We start from the raw sequence: 16,348 nt of genomic DNA, 5'->3' as shown, positions 1-16,348 counted from the left end.
CTATGGCATTTAATAGCATCGAAGAGATCGTAGCCGACTTCAGCGCTGGGCGAATGGTGTTGATGCTTGATGATGAAGATCGCGAGAACGAGGGCGATCTGATTATGGCCGCCTCGATGGTGCGGCCGGAAGATATCAATTTTATGGCCCGCTACGGGCGCGGGCTGATTTGCCTTACGCTAACGCGTGAGCGTTGCGCGCAGTTACGCCTGCCGTTAATGGTTAATCAGGCTGAAGATCAGCATGGCACCAATTTTACCCTATCGATCGAAGCGGCCAGGGGAGTGACTACCGGTATATCGGCCGCAGATCGCGCGCGCACGGTGCAGGCGGCCGTGGCACCCAATGCCGTGCCCGAAGACATTGTGCAACCGGGGCATATCTTTCCTTTAATGGCGCAGCCTGGCGGAGTTTTAACGCGAGCAGGGCATACCGAGGCCGGCTGCGATTTAGCCAGGTTGGCGGGGTTTGAGCCGGCGGCAGTTATTGTTGAGGTCTTGAATGAAGATGGCACCATGGCACGGCGTGATGACCTATTAGCCTTTGCCAAGGCCCATGACATTAAAATTGGAACAGTTGCCGATTTAATTGCCTATCGCGTGCGCAATGAGCGCACTGTAGAGCGTGTTGCAGACTGTGAATTACCCACCGAATTTGGTCAGTTCCATCTGTATGCCTATCAGGACACGGTAGATGGCGCGCTGCATTTTGCGCTGCTGCGGGGTAAGCCTGACCCAGAAAAGCCGGCCTTTGTGCGGGTGCAGGTAGAAAATACATTGTCCGACTTATTTGGTGCGGTGGCGCCAGATCAAACCTGGTCGCTAAGAGAATCGCTAAGCGAAATTTCAGAAAGCCAAGATGAAACCGTGTGTTTAGTGATGTTGCGTCGGGCCAGTAATCGCAGCGAAATTCTCATGCGGATGCGAGAATTTCAGACATTGGCGCAGACAGGGCAAGTGGCTGAAGATGTAAGCGAGCACGTTCAGTCTTTGCGGACCTATGGTGTGGGTGCGCAAATTTTGACCGATTTAGGCGTTCGCCGGATGCGTGTTCTGTCAAATCCGCGCATTATGTACGGATTGTCTGGATTTGGTATGGAAGTGGTGGACTACGTACAGTCTGCCTAAGAGAAACATCAACAAGATGGTAGAACAATGAAAATCCTTGAAGGTGACTTTACCGCCACCAATGCGCGGGTGGCGTTGGTAGCAACGCGATTTAACGACTTCATCGTAGATCGACTGGTTAGTGGAGCGCGCGATGCACTCGTTAGGCATGGGGTGGCAGAAGAAGCGCTCACCTTGGTGCGTGTGCCGGGCGCATGGGAGCTGCCGGTTGTGGCCCATCAATTAGCAGCCTCTAAAGACTACGATGCTATTGTGGCGCTAGGCTGCGTCATTCGGGGCGGCACCCCGCATTTTGAATATGTGGCGGGTGAATGCGCTAAGGGCTTGGGCCAGGTGGCAGCGCAAACCGGTGTGCCCGTGGCTTTTGGAGTGTTAACAACCGATACGATTGAACAAGCCATTGAGCGAGCCGGCACGAAGGCAGGCAACAAAGGTGCGGAGGCGGCGCTTTCTGCGCTTGAGATGATTAGCCTGCTGCGTCATTTGTGAGTAGCGCGCCTAGCCAACAACGTCGTGCCCGTGCGCGGCGGCGAGTTCTTCAGGCCCTGTATCAATGGCAACTCACTGAGGGTGATCCGCGCGCCATCGAAAAGCAGTTTTTGAATGAATATCGCTTGGGTCGAATTGATTTAGACTATTTCAGTGCCCTTTTGCGGGGTATTACTGACGGCGTTAGTGCCCTAGATGCGGTGTTTGATCCGTTTTTAGACCGCCCCGCCAAAACGCTCGACCCTGTAGAGCTTGCACTACTCAGACTGGGTACCTTTGAGCTGATGGAGCGCATTGATGTGCCTTATCGAGTGGTAATCGATCAAGCGGTTGAGCTTGCCCATGGATTTGGTGCAGAGCAGAGCCATCGCTTTATTAATGGGGTACTCGATAAGGTGGGCAAGTCACTTCCCTTACGCCAAGCTGAGCTACGTCATGCAGGGTTGCTCTGAATTCGACCTCATTGCTCGGCATTTAAGCCGCCTTGGGACTCATCGAGACGATGTTTTACAGGGTGTGGGCGATGATGCGGCCATTGTGGCCACTACCGGTGAGCCGCTGGCGATGGCGCTGGATACGATCGTGCAAGATGTGCATTTTCCGGCAGATTTACCAGCCCGCTGTGTCGGTTGGCGTGCACTTGCGGTTAATTTAAGTGATTTAGCCGCGATGGCAGCCAAGCCCTGCTGGGGGTTGCTGGGCCTCACATTGCCCGCCATGGATGAAGCCTGGGTTGAGCAGTTTGCTGCAGGTTTACACGCATTGGCCTGCCAGCATGAATTGGCGTTGATTGGTGGAGATATCACTCGCGGGCCTTTGAGCGTTACGGTGCAGGTAACAGGCCGGCTGCCTCATCAGCCGCTGCGGCGCGCGGGCGTGCAGCCTGGCGATCGAATTTGGGTATCGGGGCAACTCGGTGAGGCGGCGGCCGGCTTGGCAAGATGGCAAGCAGATGGCAGTGCCACCATTGATGAGCCCGTTGTACAGCGGTTTTTATATCCCACGCCAAGAGTTGCCCTCGGTTTAGCACTTCAGGGGTTGGCAACGGCTGCTATTGATATTTCAGATGGCTTGCTTGCTGATGCTGGGCATTTGGCAAGGCAAAGCGACGTTGCTTTGGTACTAGACTCTACTCGTTTGCTCGCACAGGTTAGCGATGCGGTGAGCTATGAAGCAGTTTTGCGGGGTGGTGATGACTATGAGCTTTGTTTTGCTGCGCCGCCGGATGCCGACAAAGCGGTTAAGCAGGCCGCGCAAGCTACCCAAACACTGGTAACCTGCATTGGTCAGGCAGATTTTGGTGCGGGTGTGTGGCTGGATAATGAGCGTGTTGATTTACGTACGGCGGGTTATCAGCACTTTTAACGAGCTTCCGGGGGTGGCGATGCCCTCTGAGGTCGCTTACCATACAGACATGCGCTTTGGTTTTTAGCAATAGGAGTGTCATGACTATCGCCGATTCCTCTGCATTCCGGGTCTCTAATCTTCGCCAAGCCTGTGCACACTGCGGTCTTAATCAGCTGTGTCTGCCGATGGCGCTGAGCGAGGCAGATATGGAGCAGCTCGACTCGATTGTAGAGCGGCGCAAGCCGCTAAAGCGCGGTAGCCATCTTTACCGCGCGGGGGATGGCTTTAAAGCGATTTATGCCGTGCGCTCAGGGTCTTTGAAAACCTTCTCTGTTACCGAAACGGGCGAAGAACAGGTCACGGGTTTTCACCTACCTGGCGAGCTGATTGGGCTCGATGCCATTAATAGCTGGGTTCATCCTTGTTCTGCATCAGCGCTAGAGACAACCAGCGTTTGTGCATTGCCGTTTGAGGAGCTTGAACAATTAGCGGCGCACATCCCCGGTTTGCAGCGCCAACTGTTGCGCTTGATGTCTAAAGAGATTTTCGCTGATCAGGAAATGCTGTTTGCCATGGCAAGAAGAAGCGCTGAAGAGCGCTTGGCGATGTTGTTATTGAGCTTTTCTGATCGATTCTCCCGCCGGGGGCTATCTGCCACGCGTTTTCGGTTGCCAATGGCGCGCAGTGATTTGGGTAACTACTTAGGTCTGGCACCGGAAACGATGAGCCGTTTGTTTCGGCGGTTTTCAGAGAATGGCTGGTTAAGCGCCGATGGGCGTGAGATACAGTTGCTTGATATTGCGGCGCTTACCGAGCTAAGCGGGCGGCCCACCGATGATGAGCCACCCGTGGGGAAGCTACATCATTCCAGTTTGTAAACGCGCGGCCTCTGACATCATTTCGAAATTCCATGGCGGGTCAAAAACCACCTCAACATTAACTTCTTCTACGGTGGGTACTTGGCGTACTTTCTCACGCACGTCGTAGGCAATAATATCGCCCATGCCGCAGCCGGGAGCGGTTAGCGTCATATCAATGTCTACGCGGCGATTGCCATCTTCCATTTCGCTGATGTCGCAGCGGTAGACTAAGCCAAGCTCGACTAAGTTAATTGGAATTTCGGGATCAAAACAGCGTCTTAACTGATCCCAAACCAGTTTTTCCACATCGCTATCTGAGGCATTGTCGGGTAGCACTGGTGTTGGCTCAGGTTCTTTGCCGATTGCATCGGCATCTTTGCCATCGATCCGAAATAGGTTGCCCTGAATGTAAACGGTATAGCTGCCACCCAGCGCCTGAGTGATCATCCCCTCCGCACCTTGCGGAATGATGCCCGTGTCTCCAGCCGGAATTAATGCCGCTTCGCAGTCCCGTTCAAAAACAACCGGTTCGTTACTTTGCATGGCCATAATGCTTATCTCTCTCAACTGCGATATCCCGATAGCATAGCATTTGGCATTGTGAATCCGTATCCTTGTAGTTGAATTCTTTTGCCAGGAGGTTTGGCATGACTGACAACGTCCACCATCTCTCACCGCTACTTCGCCAGTCCAGCGACATTGTTGTTGAACGGGCAGAAGGCGTTTACATCTATGCAGAAGGTGGCGGGAAGTACATGGATTTCTCTTCGGGTATTGGCGTGCTTAGCACAGGCCACTGTCACCCCCGCGTGGTAGAGGCTGCCAAGGCTCAAATTGACAAGGTGGTTCACGCGCAGTACGCAATTATGAAGCATCGGCCGATGATGGAATTATCAGATCGGCTATGTGAGATGTTGCCGGATGCGATTGATAGTGTGTTCTTTTCCAATGCGGGTACCGAGGCGGTAGAGGCCTCTATTCGCTTGGCAAGGCAGGCCACCGGCAAGCCCAACATCATTGCTTTTCGTGGTTGCTTTCACGGGCGGACGATGGGCTCGCTCTCAACCACTACCTCAAGCGCCGCAGTGCGCCAAGGTGTCTCACCCATGATGGGTGGCGTGGTAACAGCACCGTTTCCGGATACCTATTGGTATGGCATGAGCGAAGATGACGCGGCCGATTTTGCCCTTCGTGAGCTTGACTATATTTTGCAAGTGCAAAGCACGCCGATGGAAACCGCGGCAATGTTAATTGAGCCGATTCAGGGTGAAGCCGGCTACATTCCGGCCAATACTCGCTTTATGCAGGGTCTGCAGGAGCGGTGCAACAAGCACGGTATTTTATTGATTGCCGATGAGGTGCAGTGTGGTAATGGCCGCACGGGCCTTCAATGGGGCTATGAGCATTTTGGTGTAGAGCCCGATGTGGTGGTGTCTGCTAAGGGTGTGGCCAGCGGCTTTCAGCTCTCATTTATGGCAGCGCCTGCCGAACTAATGGCCAAGGCATTGCCAGGCTCTCAGGGTGGCACCTATGGTGGTAACGCCGTGGCGTGTGCTGCGGGCCTTGCTACGTTGGATGTGATGCGTGATGAGAAGCTCATCGAAAACGCAAAGGCTCGTGGAGAGCAACTCTGGAACCGCTTAAAAGTGCTGCAAGAGCAACATCCTGAGATTGGTAATATTTCCGGCAAGGGCCTGATGATCGGTACGCATTTGGTTGATGCGCATGGCAAGCCAGATGGTGATCGTGGTGCCAAAATGCTTAAAGCCTGTGAGCATCGTGGGTTGCTAATGATTCGTTGTGGCCCATGGGGTGGTAACGTGATTCGTTGGATCCCGCCGCTGATCGTCACGGCTGAGCAAATCGATTGGGCCGTCGATCGGTTTGAAGAGGCGCTTATTGAAACGGGCGGTGGCAGCGGCGTTCAGCCAATGCGCAGCACGGGTTAATTTAAGCTTAAATTAACCATTAACAGCGGGTAGGTTGCGCTAAGCGATCTACCCGCTGTTACGTTTTAATTGGTCCCAATAAATCCTTGCGCTTTATCTACCACATTCTGTAGCGGGTCACCGGCCTGCCAACGGTGAAAGTTCTCAATGAACTGCTCAGAGAGTGCCTTACGCCAGCCAAAAAAATCGCCGGCCATGTGCGCGGAGATGTGAACATTCTCAAAACCCCATAGTGGATGATCGGCCGGGAGTGGTTCTTGCTCAAAAACATCGAGCGCTGCGCCGTCAATCTCGCCATTTTCTAAAGCGGCCACCAGCGCTGTGGTTTGTACGATTGGCCCACGCCCAATGTTGATGAGTCGCGCACTCGGGTGCATGGCTTTAAATTCCGCCTGACCAAAGAGGCCTTCGGTTTGTGGGGTTAATGGTGCGGCAATCACCACAAAATCGTAGTCTGGCAAAATCGATAGTAGGTCTGCTTGGGCGTAAATTGCCCCAAATTCGTCATCACCCGAACGCGCGCGTCTGCCAACACCATCAACGGCCATGCCAACGGCTTTGCAAAGGCGGCCAATCTGCCGACCAATAGAACCCGCGCCAACCACCAGAACAGTACGGCCAGCCACCGGCTCGGTTTCGCGATGCACCCACTGTTGGGCCTGTTGTAAGCGCAGATTGCCGGCAAAATCCTTACAAAAACTAATGACCTGACCCAGAACATACTCTGCAATACACAGATCAAAAACCCCGCGAGCATTGGTTACGGGAATGTCACTTTCGCGCACAGGGGGGATGAGCAGAGCATCCACCCCGGCACTGGTGGCATGAATCCATTGCAGGTTATCGGCAGCAGCCCAAGCCTCGCTAAGCGCATCGGTACGAAAGTCGGTAACGCACAGCACAGCAGCGCCGGGAATGGCGTTACGCAGTGTTGAGCCATCTTCAGCCAAATGTACCTCAGCCTCTTTTTTTAGGGCTTCCATACCCTCGGGCAAGCCTTCGCCAGGCGCCGTGAGTACAACGATTTTTGCATCTGCAGTGGGCATTTTAGAGCGTTTCCTTTGGCCGGTGGCTTAATGAGTTAGACGGTACTGCTCAGCCCTACATAAAACAAGACTTGACCGGGTGGCAACGGCGGTCTAGCTTCGCGCTGTAATCGATCAATTTAACCTGTTTGTCATAGAGGAGAGGCGTTCATGGTGAATCCGGTAGAAATGGATCAGGGCGATCAGGCAGAGGCGCCGCTGTTCAGTCCGTCTTTGCAGGCTATTCCAATGCCGGGTATTCGGCGAATGATCAATACCGCTGCTGATCTTGAGGATGTGATCCATCTTTCGATTGGTCAGCCGGATTTTCCAACGCCGCCACATATCGTTGATGCGCATATTCAGGCCCTGCAAGATGGCCTGACCGGGTACACCATGGATGCGGGTTTGCCAGAGCTGTTAACAGAGCTTGCCCGCTATTACAGCAAGCGGTATGACCGTGAGTTAACAGAAGATAACTTTTTAGTTACCACTGGCGCTACCGAAGCGATGTACCTAGCGCTAACCGCTACCGCAGCCCCAGGGCGGCAGTTTATTGTGACTGACCCCACCTTTTTGCTGTATGCACCGCTCATTCGGATGAATGGGGGTGAGGTGAAAATTATTCCCACCCGCCCAGAGCATGGCCATCAGATTGACCCGCAAGAGGTGATAGACGCCATTGGTATGCGGACTTTTGCCATTGTGCTCAACTCGCCCAGTAACCCAAGCGGTGCGGTCTATCCAAAAGAGACCATCGAGGCGATTGTTCAAGAGGCGGCTTACCGCGGGGTTTATGTCTTTGCCGATGAGGTTTACGACCATATTTTGCTAGAAGAGGGGCTGGAGTTTCCGAGCGTGATTAGCTGCACCTCTGATCTTGATCATGTGATGTCAATTTCCAGCTTCTCCAAAACCTTCAGCATGGCAGGGCTGCGAATTGGTTGGCTCATTTCCAGCCAGGGTGCCATTAAAAAGCTACGCCGCTATCACATGTTTACCACCACGGTAGCCAGTACGCCCGCGCAGTGGGCCGGCGTGGCGGCCCTGCAGGGCGATATGGCCTGTGTGGATGAGATGAACGCGGAGTATCGTCGCCGCCGAGATCGGGTTGTGCAGCTGGTAAGTGAGACGCCGCATTTAACGGGCTATGTGCCACAAGGGGCGTTTTATCTCTTCCCGTCGCTACCTCCGCATACGGATGGTACGGATATCGCGCTGCGCATGTTGCAGGAAACGGGGGTATGTGTGATACCGGGTGATGCCTTTGGCGATACCTGCCGTAATGCCATTCGTATTAGCTTCTCTAACTCTATGGAGAATATCGAAGAGGCATTTGCCCGCATGCAGCCTTGGTTGGCAAAACAGAAGTTTTAACGAAGGCGGTTTAATCATCTAGCCACTGGACCCGGTAGAGGTCCAGTCGGCGGTCTTTGGCGTTCTGCACCGAGCCTTCGGCGCGGAGCTGTTTGATTTTGTCCATATCCAAATCAACAATCAGCGTCATTTCGGTATTGGGTGTTGATTCTGACACCGTTCCATCATGCGGGAAGGCAAAATCTGAGGGCGAAAATACGGCTGCCTGTGAGTACTGGATTTCGATGTTCTCAACGCGAGGCAGGTTGCCCACGCTGCCAGTAATGGCGACATAGCATTCATTTTCAATGGCTCGTGCCTGCGCGCATCGACGAACACGAAGATAAGCGTTTTTGGTATCTGTCCAAAAGGGCACAAAGAGGATTTGCATGCCCTGATCAGCCAGCAGGCGGCAGACTTCAGGGAATTCAACGTCGTAGCAGACGAGGATTCCAATTTTGCCAACATCGGTATCAAAGGCTTTAAGGACATCACCGCCCTGAACACCCCAATAAAAACGCTCATCGGGCGTGGGGTGGAGCTTGTAGTGATGATCAACATGGCCATTGCGGTGGCATAGGTAGGCCACGTTATACAACGCGTTGTCATCGTAAACCGGCATCGAGCCAGCAATAATATTGATGTTGTACGACACCGCCATATGGCTCATTTTGTCGACAATTTCGCTGGTGTATTGCGATAGCCCGCGCATGGCCTCGGCGGGGTCTTCCTGATTGAATTGAGCCAGTAACGGTGCGTTAAAGAATTCGGGAAATAGGATGAAGTCGCAGTTATAGCCTGCCATGGCGTCTACGAAGAACTCGATATTGGTCATGAGGTCTTCAAAATTGGTTACCCGGCGCATCTGCCATTGCACGGTACCAACGCGAACGGCAGATTTTCGTCCGCCAATCAGTGGCGTACGCTCACTTTCATAAAAGATGTTATCCCACTGCAAAAGCGTGGCATAAGAGCGAGAGTCTGTGTCTTCTGGCAGGTAGGCAGTAATGACGCGCCGCACATGAAAGTCGTTGGCCAGTTGAAACGAGAGAATCGGATCAAACAGCTCGCGGCGTTTGACCAGATCGATATAGTCCTCAGGCGGCATTTCGGCCGCGTGTTCTTTATAGCCGGGCATGCGGCCACCAGCCACAATGGCGCGTAAATTTAGGCTGCGGCAGAGTTCTTTGCGCGCATCATAAAGGCGGCGACCTAGGCGCATATGGCGGTAGTCAGGGTGCACAAATATATCAACACCGTAGAGTACATCACCATTGGGATCATGGTGTGTGAGGTAGCCATTGCTAGTGATATCGTTGTACTTATGCCGATCACCGAAACGATCATAGTCAACGATCATCGAGATAGCGCCGGCCACCACTTGCCCGTTGTCTTCAATGCAGATTTGGCCCTCAGCAAATCGATTGATTTGAGCGCTGAATTGTTTGCGCGTCCACGCGCCACCAAGATCTGGATAAACGGCATCCATGATCTTTTTAACATCTGAATAGTCAGACAGTTTGAGATGCCGTAACCGCAGCCGATGTTCTTCGCTAGTGTTATCGTGATCAGACATGGCGAAAGGATATCATGCGACGACCAATGGGAGAGTAGGGATGACGAATCAGCTAACCGAAGATCAACGACAAACGCTCAAGCAAGCACTTGAAGCTCATTCAGCCGCTTTGCAAGAAGAAATCCGCAGTGAACTGCGAGCAGCCGATCTGCATCGTGCCGAAGACATTATGGACCGCGTGCGAGACTCAGGGGATGAGTCAGTGGTTGATTTGCTGGCCGACATTGAATATGCCGATATCGATCGCCATGTTCGTGAATTGCAGGCTAATGAGGCGGCGTTACGCGCTTGGCACGATGGCAGATATGGCGTGTGCATAGACTGTGGTGAGCCCATTGATTATGAGCGATTGCAGGCCTACCCATCCGCGTTGCGTTGCATCCATTGTCAGGAGCGTGTTGAGCACGCAACTGGGCGTCCCCCTCAGCTCTGAGTGAAAGCAGCAGCAGCTCAATCGCGCATTGGCGGGGTGTTTCTGGCCTTTGTGTTAGTGCATGCGGCTGGAAGTGGGGTGGCGCAAGCCTCGCCGGTCACGATTGAGATCTCGGGGGTTGAGGGAGAAGCCCATAAAAATGTGCTTGCATGGCTTGATGATGGAACCGAAATTGAGTCTGCATTAGCAGCCCGGTTTTTTCGAGATCGGGCAAGGCAGCGGGTGCTTGATGCCCTGATGGCCGTGGGTTACTACCAGCCAGAAGTAGACATACAGCTCAGCCAAGAGGCAGACACATGGACGCTGCAAGTAGCCATCGAACCGGGCAATCGGGTTTCGTTGCGTGAGTTTCGCTGGCAATTGCTAGGCGATGGGGATAACGACGCTGAGTTGCTTGATCTGCTTGACGAGCTCCCCTTGCGCCCCGGCGAGGGGCTGCACCATGGCAACTATGATCAAAGCAAATCGGCCCTGCGTAATTTAGCGCAGAGCCGCGGTTATTTTGATCATGAATTTACTACCTCGCGACTAGCCATTAACCCCGATCAGGGTTGGGCGGATATCGATTGGGTGTTTGCAACCGGGCCGCGATATGCGCTGGGCGAGGTGGAGTTCTCTGCCGTTCCGTTTCAGGCGCAGTTTTTAGATCGTTTGGTGCCCTTTCAGCCTGGCACACCGTATACCTCAGAGGCCGTCGTCGATTTAAACCAACGCCTTTTAGAAAGTGGTTACTTTTCTGATGTGGTGGTTACCACGCGGCGGGATGCCGCGACCGACGGGCAAGTCCCCATCCAAGCGGAGTTAGAAACGCGCGAGCGCAATACGGTACTTACCGGTGCCGGCTATTCAACCGACGAGGGGCCGCGGGTTCGCGTGGGGTTTACGCGACATTACGTCAATAATCGGGGGCATCAATTTAACACCGATTTGCGCTTATCAGACTTGCGCCAGACGGTCAGTGCTCGCTACACCGTGCCCTTAGCAGATCCATTGCGCGATCAGTTGACCTTTGATGTGGGCTTGGAGGATGAAGCGATCGATGGCAATCGCAGTGAACGCGCACTATTGGGGGTTGGCCGGCGGCTTACCTTTCAATCAGGGTGGACACGCACACAAACCGTTCAGTTACTTGAGGAGAAATTTCGCGTTGGGCTGGATGAGGGGCGCGCCCGGCTTTTGCTGCCAGGGTTGAGCTTTGCTCGCACGCGCTCGCGTGGCGGGCTAGATCCTGACTGGGGGGATTATCAAAGTTATGAGCTGCAGCTTGCCTCACGCCAAGTGCTATCTGATATTGATATTGCCCGCTTGCAGATCACTCAGACTTGGCTGCGCAGCATTAACGAGCGACACCGCTTTCAGCTGCGTGCCCAATGGGGCGGCATTGCCACCAATAACTTTAGCGATGTGCCACTGTCACTACGCTTTTTTGCGGGTGGTGATCAAAGTGTGCGCGGCTTTGGGTTTAGGAGTCTGGGGCCACGGGATGCCAGTGGTGAGGTAACGGGCGGCCGGTATTTAGCGATCGGGAGCATGGAATACAGCCATGCGCTGCAGTCAGGCTGGCGGGCTGCGGTGTTTGCCGATGCAGGCAACGCATTTAACCGCCTCGAGGATATGGAAGTGGAGGTTGGCACTGGGTTTGGTCTGCGATGGAATACGCCCGTTGGGCCTCTGCGGATTGATTTGGCCTGGGGTGTGAGTCGGGAAGACGTGCCGATACGACTGCATCTATCAATTGGGCCTCCCTTTTAATGGCCGGGTTAGTTCGTTTGTTGATTGCACTGGTCATGCTCGGCGCATTGGCGCTGGCGTGGCTGATATCAACCACCGATGGCGCGCGCTGGTTAGCCAACCGGGCAATGGATCAGTTGCCGGCCTTGCAGGTTTCAGTGGATGCCGGCTCTGTTCTTGATGGGCTAACGCTCAGTCAAATTCGCTGGGTAGATGCTGAGCGTGATCTTGAAGTCAGCATTCAAAAAGCCTTGTTGCGGTGGCAGCCAGACTGCGTGCTCAAGCGCGAGTTTTGCCTAGATACCCTGTATTTATCAGCGGTGGATTTGCGTTTGGGTGAGCAGGCGGAGTCTATTGATTATTTAATTGCCGATGCGCACTTTAGTCTTGATGATCAGCAGATAAGTGCCGCCCTGCAAGCCGTTAAAGGTGATGAACTGGGTGCCATCCTGCAGCTGCAGGCAACGTATGACGAAGCGCTAACTTGGGAAGGCCAAATCGCCCAAGCAGAATTGATGTTGCCCTTTGGAACTTGGACTTTAGAGGGCACCCCTACGCTGCGCGTTGCAACGGCAGAACCAAGGATTGCGTTGGAGTCGCATTGTTGGGCTGGTCGGCCATTACGACTGTGTGCTGAGCCCATTGATATCACACCAGAGGCCGGTCAGGTTGATATCAGCATGGATGCGCTCCCGTTAGAGGTATTGCGCCCCTGGCTACCCGATACGCTTATTCTGCCGGGCATGATGGCAGGCTCGGCAAACCTTTCTTGGTCACCGACTGCCGCGCCGCGCGCACGGCTAACCATGGATAGTTCTGCCTCGCAGATCGAGGTGGATGTGGCTGATGATGAGCCGCCCATTACGCTTTCTTATCAGCGAGTTGTTGCTGATGTTGATATGACTGCCGCACGCGCAGGACTGCGCGTTGGTATTGCCTCACCCGATATCGGCACAGGTGGTTTTGCGTTTTATCTTAACGATCCGCTGACTGAAACAGCTGAGTTAAATGGCTCGGTTTGGTTGGATGGGGTAGATCTTTCACCGATTGCGGGCGCGCTGCCTACCGTGCGGGCGGCCTCTGGGCGATTACGGGCAACGGGAGAGCTAGGCGGCACGCCGGCAGAGCCCCAATTTAATGGGTTGTTGAGGGTGGATGATGCAACACTATTGCCGGCGCAAATCGTTAATCCGATCGAAGCGATTTCGGTGAATGTGGCATTAGAAGGTGATGTTGCGGTGCTGGATGGGCAGTTTGCAGCGGGCGCCGGGCAGGGGCAAGCCACTGGCGTGCTCGGCTGGTCTGATGGTTTGTTGCGAGGCGCAGTGCGCATTAGCGGACAGGCATTAGAAATTGATCAGGGAACGTTGGTGAAGTTATCGCTTACCCCAGATATCGCTATTCGGCTGGCGGAGGATTCGATTAGCGTGAGCGGTGAGCTATTGGTTCCGCAGGCGCGTATCGAGCTGGCGGCGCCCCCAGCTACCGCGGTTCGGGTGTCAGAAGATGCTGTTTTGGTGGATGACGCGGGCGAGCCCCTCACCCAAGCAGTGGCAACGCAGCGCACTCTTCGTAGTCATATTGAACTGCGTTTGGGCAACGATGTGCGTTTTTCAGGGTTTGGCGCAAATGGTGGGCTGACGGGGGCACTGCAGCTTCGCCAAGTGGGTGAGGCAGCCGCAGAGGCGGAAGGTATTCTTGAGCTCGTTGATGCGGCCTATGAAATTTATGGTCAGCGTTTACTCATTCGCCGTGGGCGATTGATTTTTGCCGGGCCGCTGACCGACCCGCGAGTTGACCTTGAAGCGGTGCGAGAGGCGGCCGATATTATGGCGGGCGTGCGTGTAACGGGCCAGCCATCTCAGCCGCGTATTACCCTATTTTCTGATCCGTATATGGAACAGGCCAGTATCCTGGCTTATTTGTTGACCGGGCGACCGCCGGGCGAGGCCAGTGCGAGTGAAGAGGCCTTATTGGGGCAGGCGGCATTGTCGTTGGGCATTTTTGGGGGTGGCAAATTAGGTTCAGCGCTGGCTGAGCAGTTGGGCATTCGAGACTTCCAGTTGGAAGCTCGCGGTCAGGGCGAAGACGCGCAAGTGGCCATCTCTGGCTATATTGCCCCGAATTTGCTGGTGCGCTATGGCGTGAATATGTTTCAGCCACAAAATACGTTAAGCCTGCGCTACTACCTCAACCGTCAGCTCTACCTGGAGGCGGTAACGGGCGGCGATAGCGCCGTGGATGTTATTTATTCGTTTAACTACGACTAGGCGTGGGGCGTGCGGCCAGATAAAGCCCAATCAAAATCAGCAGACCACCGCCGGCATGAAAGAGCGCGAGCGATTCGTTGAGTATTAAGCCACCGAGTAGCGCTGCAAACACGGGGATGAGATACAAAAACATGGCAGACCGCGCCGGCCCAACAGTTTGCACGCCGCGGTTCCAGAAGGCATACGCCAAAATGCCAGGAAAGATGGCAACAAATGGGAATATCCAGGCAACCTCTGTAGGGGGTAGGTACCACCCGTAGGCGGCTGACTCCCAAAGGAAAAAGGGCAAAATAAACGGCAGGCCCAAAGCAATTTGCAGTAGCAAAAAAGACATGGCAGGCAGCGGGATTTGATTACGCCGCAGCAAAATTGAAAAACTGGCCCAGCAGAGCACGGCAGCCAACATCACCAGATCACCGGTGGCAAAGTCGAGGCCCAGTAATCGTGCCGGCGTGGCTTCAGTAATAATCACCAGCATGCCGCAAAGGCCAAACAGAATGCCAATGCCCTTGCTGCGGTTGATCATATCGCCAAGAACTATCCAGGCCATCAATGCCACGGCAATGGGCAGGGTTGAATTAAACAGCGCAATATTTAGTGCGGTGGTGGTTTGGGCTGCCACATACAGTAGTGTGTTAAATGCGCCCACACTCAGTGCGGCAATGGGCAGCATGTTGCGCCAGTGCTTACGCACAATATCGCGATGCTGCAGCAGCCCCGGTAGTCCAATTGGCAATAAGATGATCAGGGCGATAATCCAGCGCCAAAACGCTAGGGTAACCGGTGGTATCTCACCGGCAGTACCCCTTGCCGCCACCGCATTGGCTGCCCAAAACAGCGGAGTTAAGGTTAGCCCCAAATAGGCTAACCAGAGCTCACGATGCGGATGCGCCATTACGCCGGGCGGGTCGTCGTCCTGGCATGCGTGCCGGTGGCTTAATGTCTGTTGCCAAAAGGCTTTCTGGCGCCATCTCTGAGGGAATTTTTTGATCGATGTACTGCTCGATATCTGGCAGCGAGTAGACATAGCTTTCGCAGGCAAAACTAATCGCATCGCCTGCTGCGCCGGCCCGTGCAGTACGCCCAATCCGATGTACGTAATCTTCAGGGTCTTGTGGCAGATCGTAGTTAATTACATGGCTGACTTCGGGAATGTGAAGCCCGCGTGCGGCCACATCGGTGGCAACCAGCACTGGCAGTTTGCCGTTTTGGAATTCACCGAGTAACTGCTCACGCTTATTTTGTGCAATATCACCAGAAATGACGGCCGCTTTGATGTCATTACCACGCAAATACCCGGTAACCTTATCGGCATCGCGTTTGGTGTTAACAAAGATCAGCGTACGCGTTGCCTCAAGCTGGCCCAAAATGCCCAGTAATAGCGGGATTTTATCGGTATTTTGCACATGATAGAGCTGCTGGCGTACCCGATCTGCGGTGATGGTCTCCGACTCAATCGTCACAGCCTCAGGCTCGTTCATATGCTCGTAAGCCAACTCACGCACGCGCTCTGATAATGTGGCCGAAAACAGCAGGTTGAGCCGCTTATCGGGTGGTGGCATACGACGAAGCAAATAACGGATATCGGCAATAAAGCCCATATCAAACATTCGATCTGCCTCATCAAGAATGCAAACCTCGATGTTATCTAACGAGAAAACGCCCTGCTTGTAAAAATCGATAATGCGCCCGGGGGTCCCAATTACAATATCGGCGCCGGCTTCCAGCGTTTTACGTTGACTCTCATAGCCAGTGCCGCCATAAATGCAAGCAAACTCCATACCGGTAAACCAGCCCAGACGCACCGCATCTTTATGGATCTGTAAAGCAAGCTCACGGGTGGGGGCCAGTGCAATGGCCCAAGGGCCTTTTTTATCGGCCGCCACGGGTGTAGTCATCAGTAAATGCATACAGGCCAGCAAAAAGGCTGCCGATTTACCGGTACCAGTTTGTGCTTGTCCGGCAATATCTTTGCGCTGTAGTGCAAGTGGCAGGGTGGCCGCCTGTATGGGGGTGCAGCGCTCAAAGCCAGCTTCTTTCAGGCCGGTGAGCAAAGACTCATGTAAGGCGAGTGATTCAAACGTTGTTTCAGAAAGATGATCTTGTTCCATGGGCGCGGAGCATACCGTATCTGGCAGAGTTTTGCCCCTCGCGTGTTTTTTTATCACCACGTACAATCAAAATA

The 16,348-nt window shown here is 54.0% G+C and carries 15 protein-coding genes; 10 read left to right on the top strand and 5 right to left on the bottom strand.

Annotated features, from left to right (window positions below; all coding sequences use genetic code 11):
* Positions 1-2: 2 nt before the first annotated feature.
* From ribBA to fnr, 5 genes are all read left to right on the top strand, one after another.
* A complete protein-coding gene (gene ribBA, locus GH984_RS03985) occupies positions 3-1,127 on the top strand; it encodes a bifunctional 3,4-dihydroxy-2-butanone-4-phosphate synthase/GTP cyclohydrolase II (protein ID WP_153718920.1) in 1,125 nt (374 codons plus the stop codon).
* A gap of 27 nt (positions 1,128-1,154) precedes the next feature.
* Positions 1,155-1,616: a 6,7-dimethyl-8-ribityllumazine synthase gene (ribH, locus tag GH984_RS03980; protein ID WP_153718919.1), complete on the top strand. Its 462-nt coding sequence runs from the start codon at positions 1,155-1,157 to the stop codon at positions 1,614-1,616.
* Positions 1,613-2,068, top strand: a complete 456-nt coding sequence (gene nusB / locus GH984_RS03975) for a transcription antitermination factor NusB (protein WP_369691928.1) — start codon at positions 1,613-1,615, stop codon at positions 2,066-2,068. The genes ribH and nusB overlap by 4 nt, the downstream gene beginning before the upstream one ends.
* Entirely contained in the window at positions 2,052-2,981 is a 930-nt protein-coding gene (gene thiL / locus GH984_RS03970; RefSeq protein ID WP_153718918.1) for a thiamine-phosphate kinase, read from the top strand. The genes nusB and thiL overlap by 17 nt, the downstream gene beginning before the upstream one ends.
* 80 nt (positions 2,982-3,061) lie before the next feature.
* The gene (gene fnr / locus GH984_RS03965; protein ID WP_153718917.1) at positions 3,062-3,841 is read left to right on the top strand and encodes a fumarate/nitrate reduction transcriptional regulator Fnr; all 780 of its coding nucleotides are present in this window, start codon (positions 3,062-3,064) and stop codon (positions 3,839-3,841) included.
* On the opposite strand, the gene sufT is transcribed toward fnr, so the two are convergent.
* Positions 3,821-4,372, bottom strand: coding sequence for a putative Fe-S cluster assembly protein SufT (gene sufT, locus GH984_RS03960; RefSeq protein ID WP_153718916.1), 552 nt, complete (start codon positions 4,370-4,372; stop codon positions 3,821-3,823). The two genes, fnr and sufT, sit on opposite strands and share 21 nt — an antisense overlap.
* 98 nt (positions 4,373-4,470) lie before the next feature.
* Here sufT and GH984_RS03955 point away from each other — a divergent pair, with 98 nt between their 5' ends.
* Positions 4,471-5,772, top strand: coding sequence for an aspartate aminotransferase family protein (locus GH984_RS03955; RefSeq protein ID WP_153718915.1), 1,302 nt, complete (start codon positions 4,471-4,473; stop codon positions 5,770-5,772).
* Between the two features lie 65 nt (positions 5,773-5,837).
* Here the strand turns inward: GH984_RS03955 and GH984_RS03950 are convergent, their stop codons facing one another.
* Positions 5,838-6,818 carry a D-2-hydroxyacid dehydrogenase gene (locus GH984_RS03950; RefSeq protein WP_153718914.1) on the bottom strand — a complete coding sequence of 327 codons (981 nt, stop codon included), beginning with the start codon at positions 6,816-6,818 and terminating at the stop codon, positions 5,838-5,840.
* A gap of 150 nt (positions 6,819-6,968) precedes the next feature.
* On the opposite strand from GH984_RS03950, the gene GH984_RS03945 reads away from it, so the two are divergent.
* Positions 6,969-8,174 carry a pyridoxal phosphate-dependent aminotransferase gene (locus GH984_RS03945; RefSeq protein WP_153718913.1) on the top strand — a complete coding sequence of 402 codons (1,206 nt, stop codon included), beginning with the start codon at positions 6,969-6,971 and terminating at the stop codon, positions 8,172-8,174.
* Between the two features lie 10 nt (positions 8,175-8,184).
* Here the strand turns inward: GH984_RS03945 and GH984_RS03940 are convergent, their stop codons facing one another.
* A complete protein-coding gene (locus GH984_RS03940) occupies positions 8,185-9,729 on the bottom strand; it encodes a bifunctional GNAT family N-acetyltransferase/carbon-nitrogen hydrolase family protein (RefSeq protein ID WP_153718912.1) in 1,545 nt (514 codons plus the stop codon).
* Between the two features lie 40 nt (positions 9,730-9,769).
* Between GH984_RS03940 and GH984_RS03935 the strand changes: the two genes are divergently transcribed.
* Genes GH984_RS03935 through GH984_RS03925 form a run of 3 tightly spaced genes read left to right on the top strand, consistent with a single transcriptional unit; the run spans position 9,770 to position 14,163 of the window.
* On the top strand, positions 9,770-10,162 hold the full coding sequence (locus GH984_RS03935) for a TraR/DksA family transcriptional regulator (protein ID WP_153718911.1): 393 nt from the start codon (positions 9,770-9,772) through the stop codon (positions 10,160-10,162).
* On the top strand, positions 10,163-11,914 hold the full coding sequence (locus GH984_RS03930; protein ID WP_153718910.1) for an autotransporter assembly complex protein TamA: 1,752 nt from the start codon (positions 10,163-10,165) through the stop codon (positions 11,912-11,914). It abuts the gene before it with no gap.
* The gene (locus GH984_RS03925; protein WP_153718909.1) at positions 11,914-14,163 is read left to right on the top strand and encodes a translocation/assembly module TamB domain-containing protein; all 2,250 of its coding nucleotides are present in this window, start codon (positions 11,914-11,916) and stop codon (positions 14,161-14,163) included. Before GH984_RS03930 ends, GH984_RS03925 begins: the two co-directional genes overlap by 1 nt.
* Here GH984_RS03925 and GH984_RS03920 read toward each other — a convergent pair.
* Positions 14,150-15,058, bottom strand: coding sequence for a DMT family transporter (locus tag GH984_RS03920; RefSeq protein ID WP_153718908.1), 909 nt, complete (start codon positions 15,056-15,058; stop codon positions 14,150-14,152). The genes GH984_RS03925 and GH984_RS03920 overlap by 14 nt on opposite strands.
* Entirely contained in the window at positions 15,039-16,274 is a 1,236-nt protein-coding gene (locus tag GH984_RS03915) for a DEAD/DEAH box helicase (RefSeq protein ID WP_153718907.1), read from the bottom strand. Before GH984_RS03915 ends, GH984_RS03920 begins: the two co-directional genes overlap by 20 nt.
* Positions 16,275-16,348 lie beyond the last annotated feature (74 nt).

This window comes from Spiribacter salilacus, from assembly GCF_009649225.1.
Lineage (GTDB): Bacteria > Pseudomonadota > Gammaproteobacteria > Nitrococcales > Nitrococcaceae > Spiribacter > Spiribacter salilacus.
This window is presented reverse-complemented; position numbering and strand designations above follow the sequence as displayed.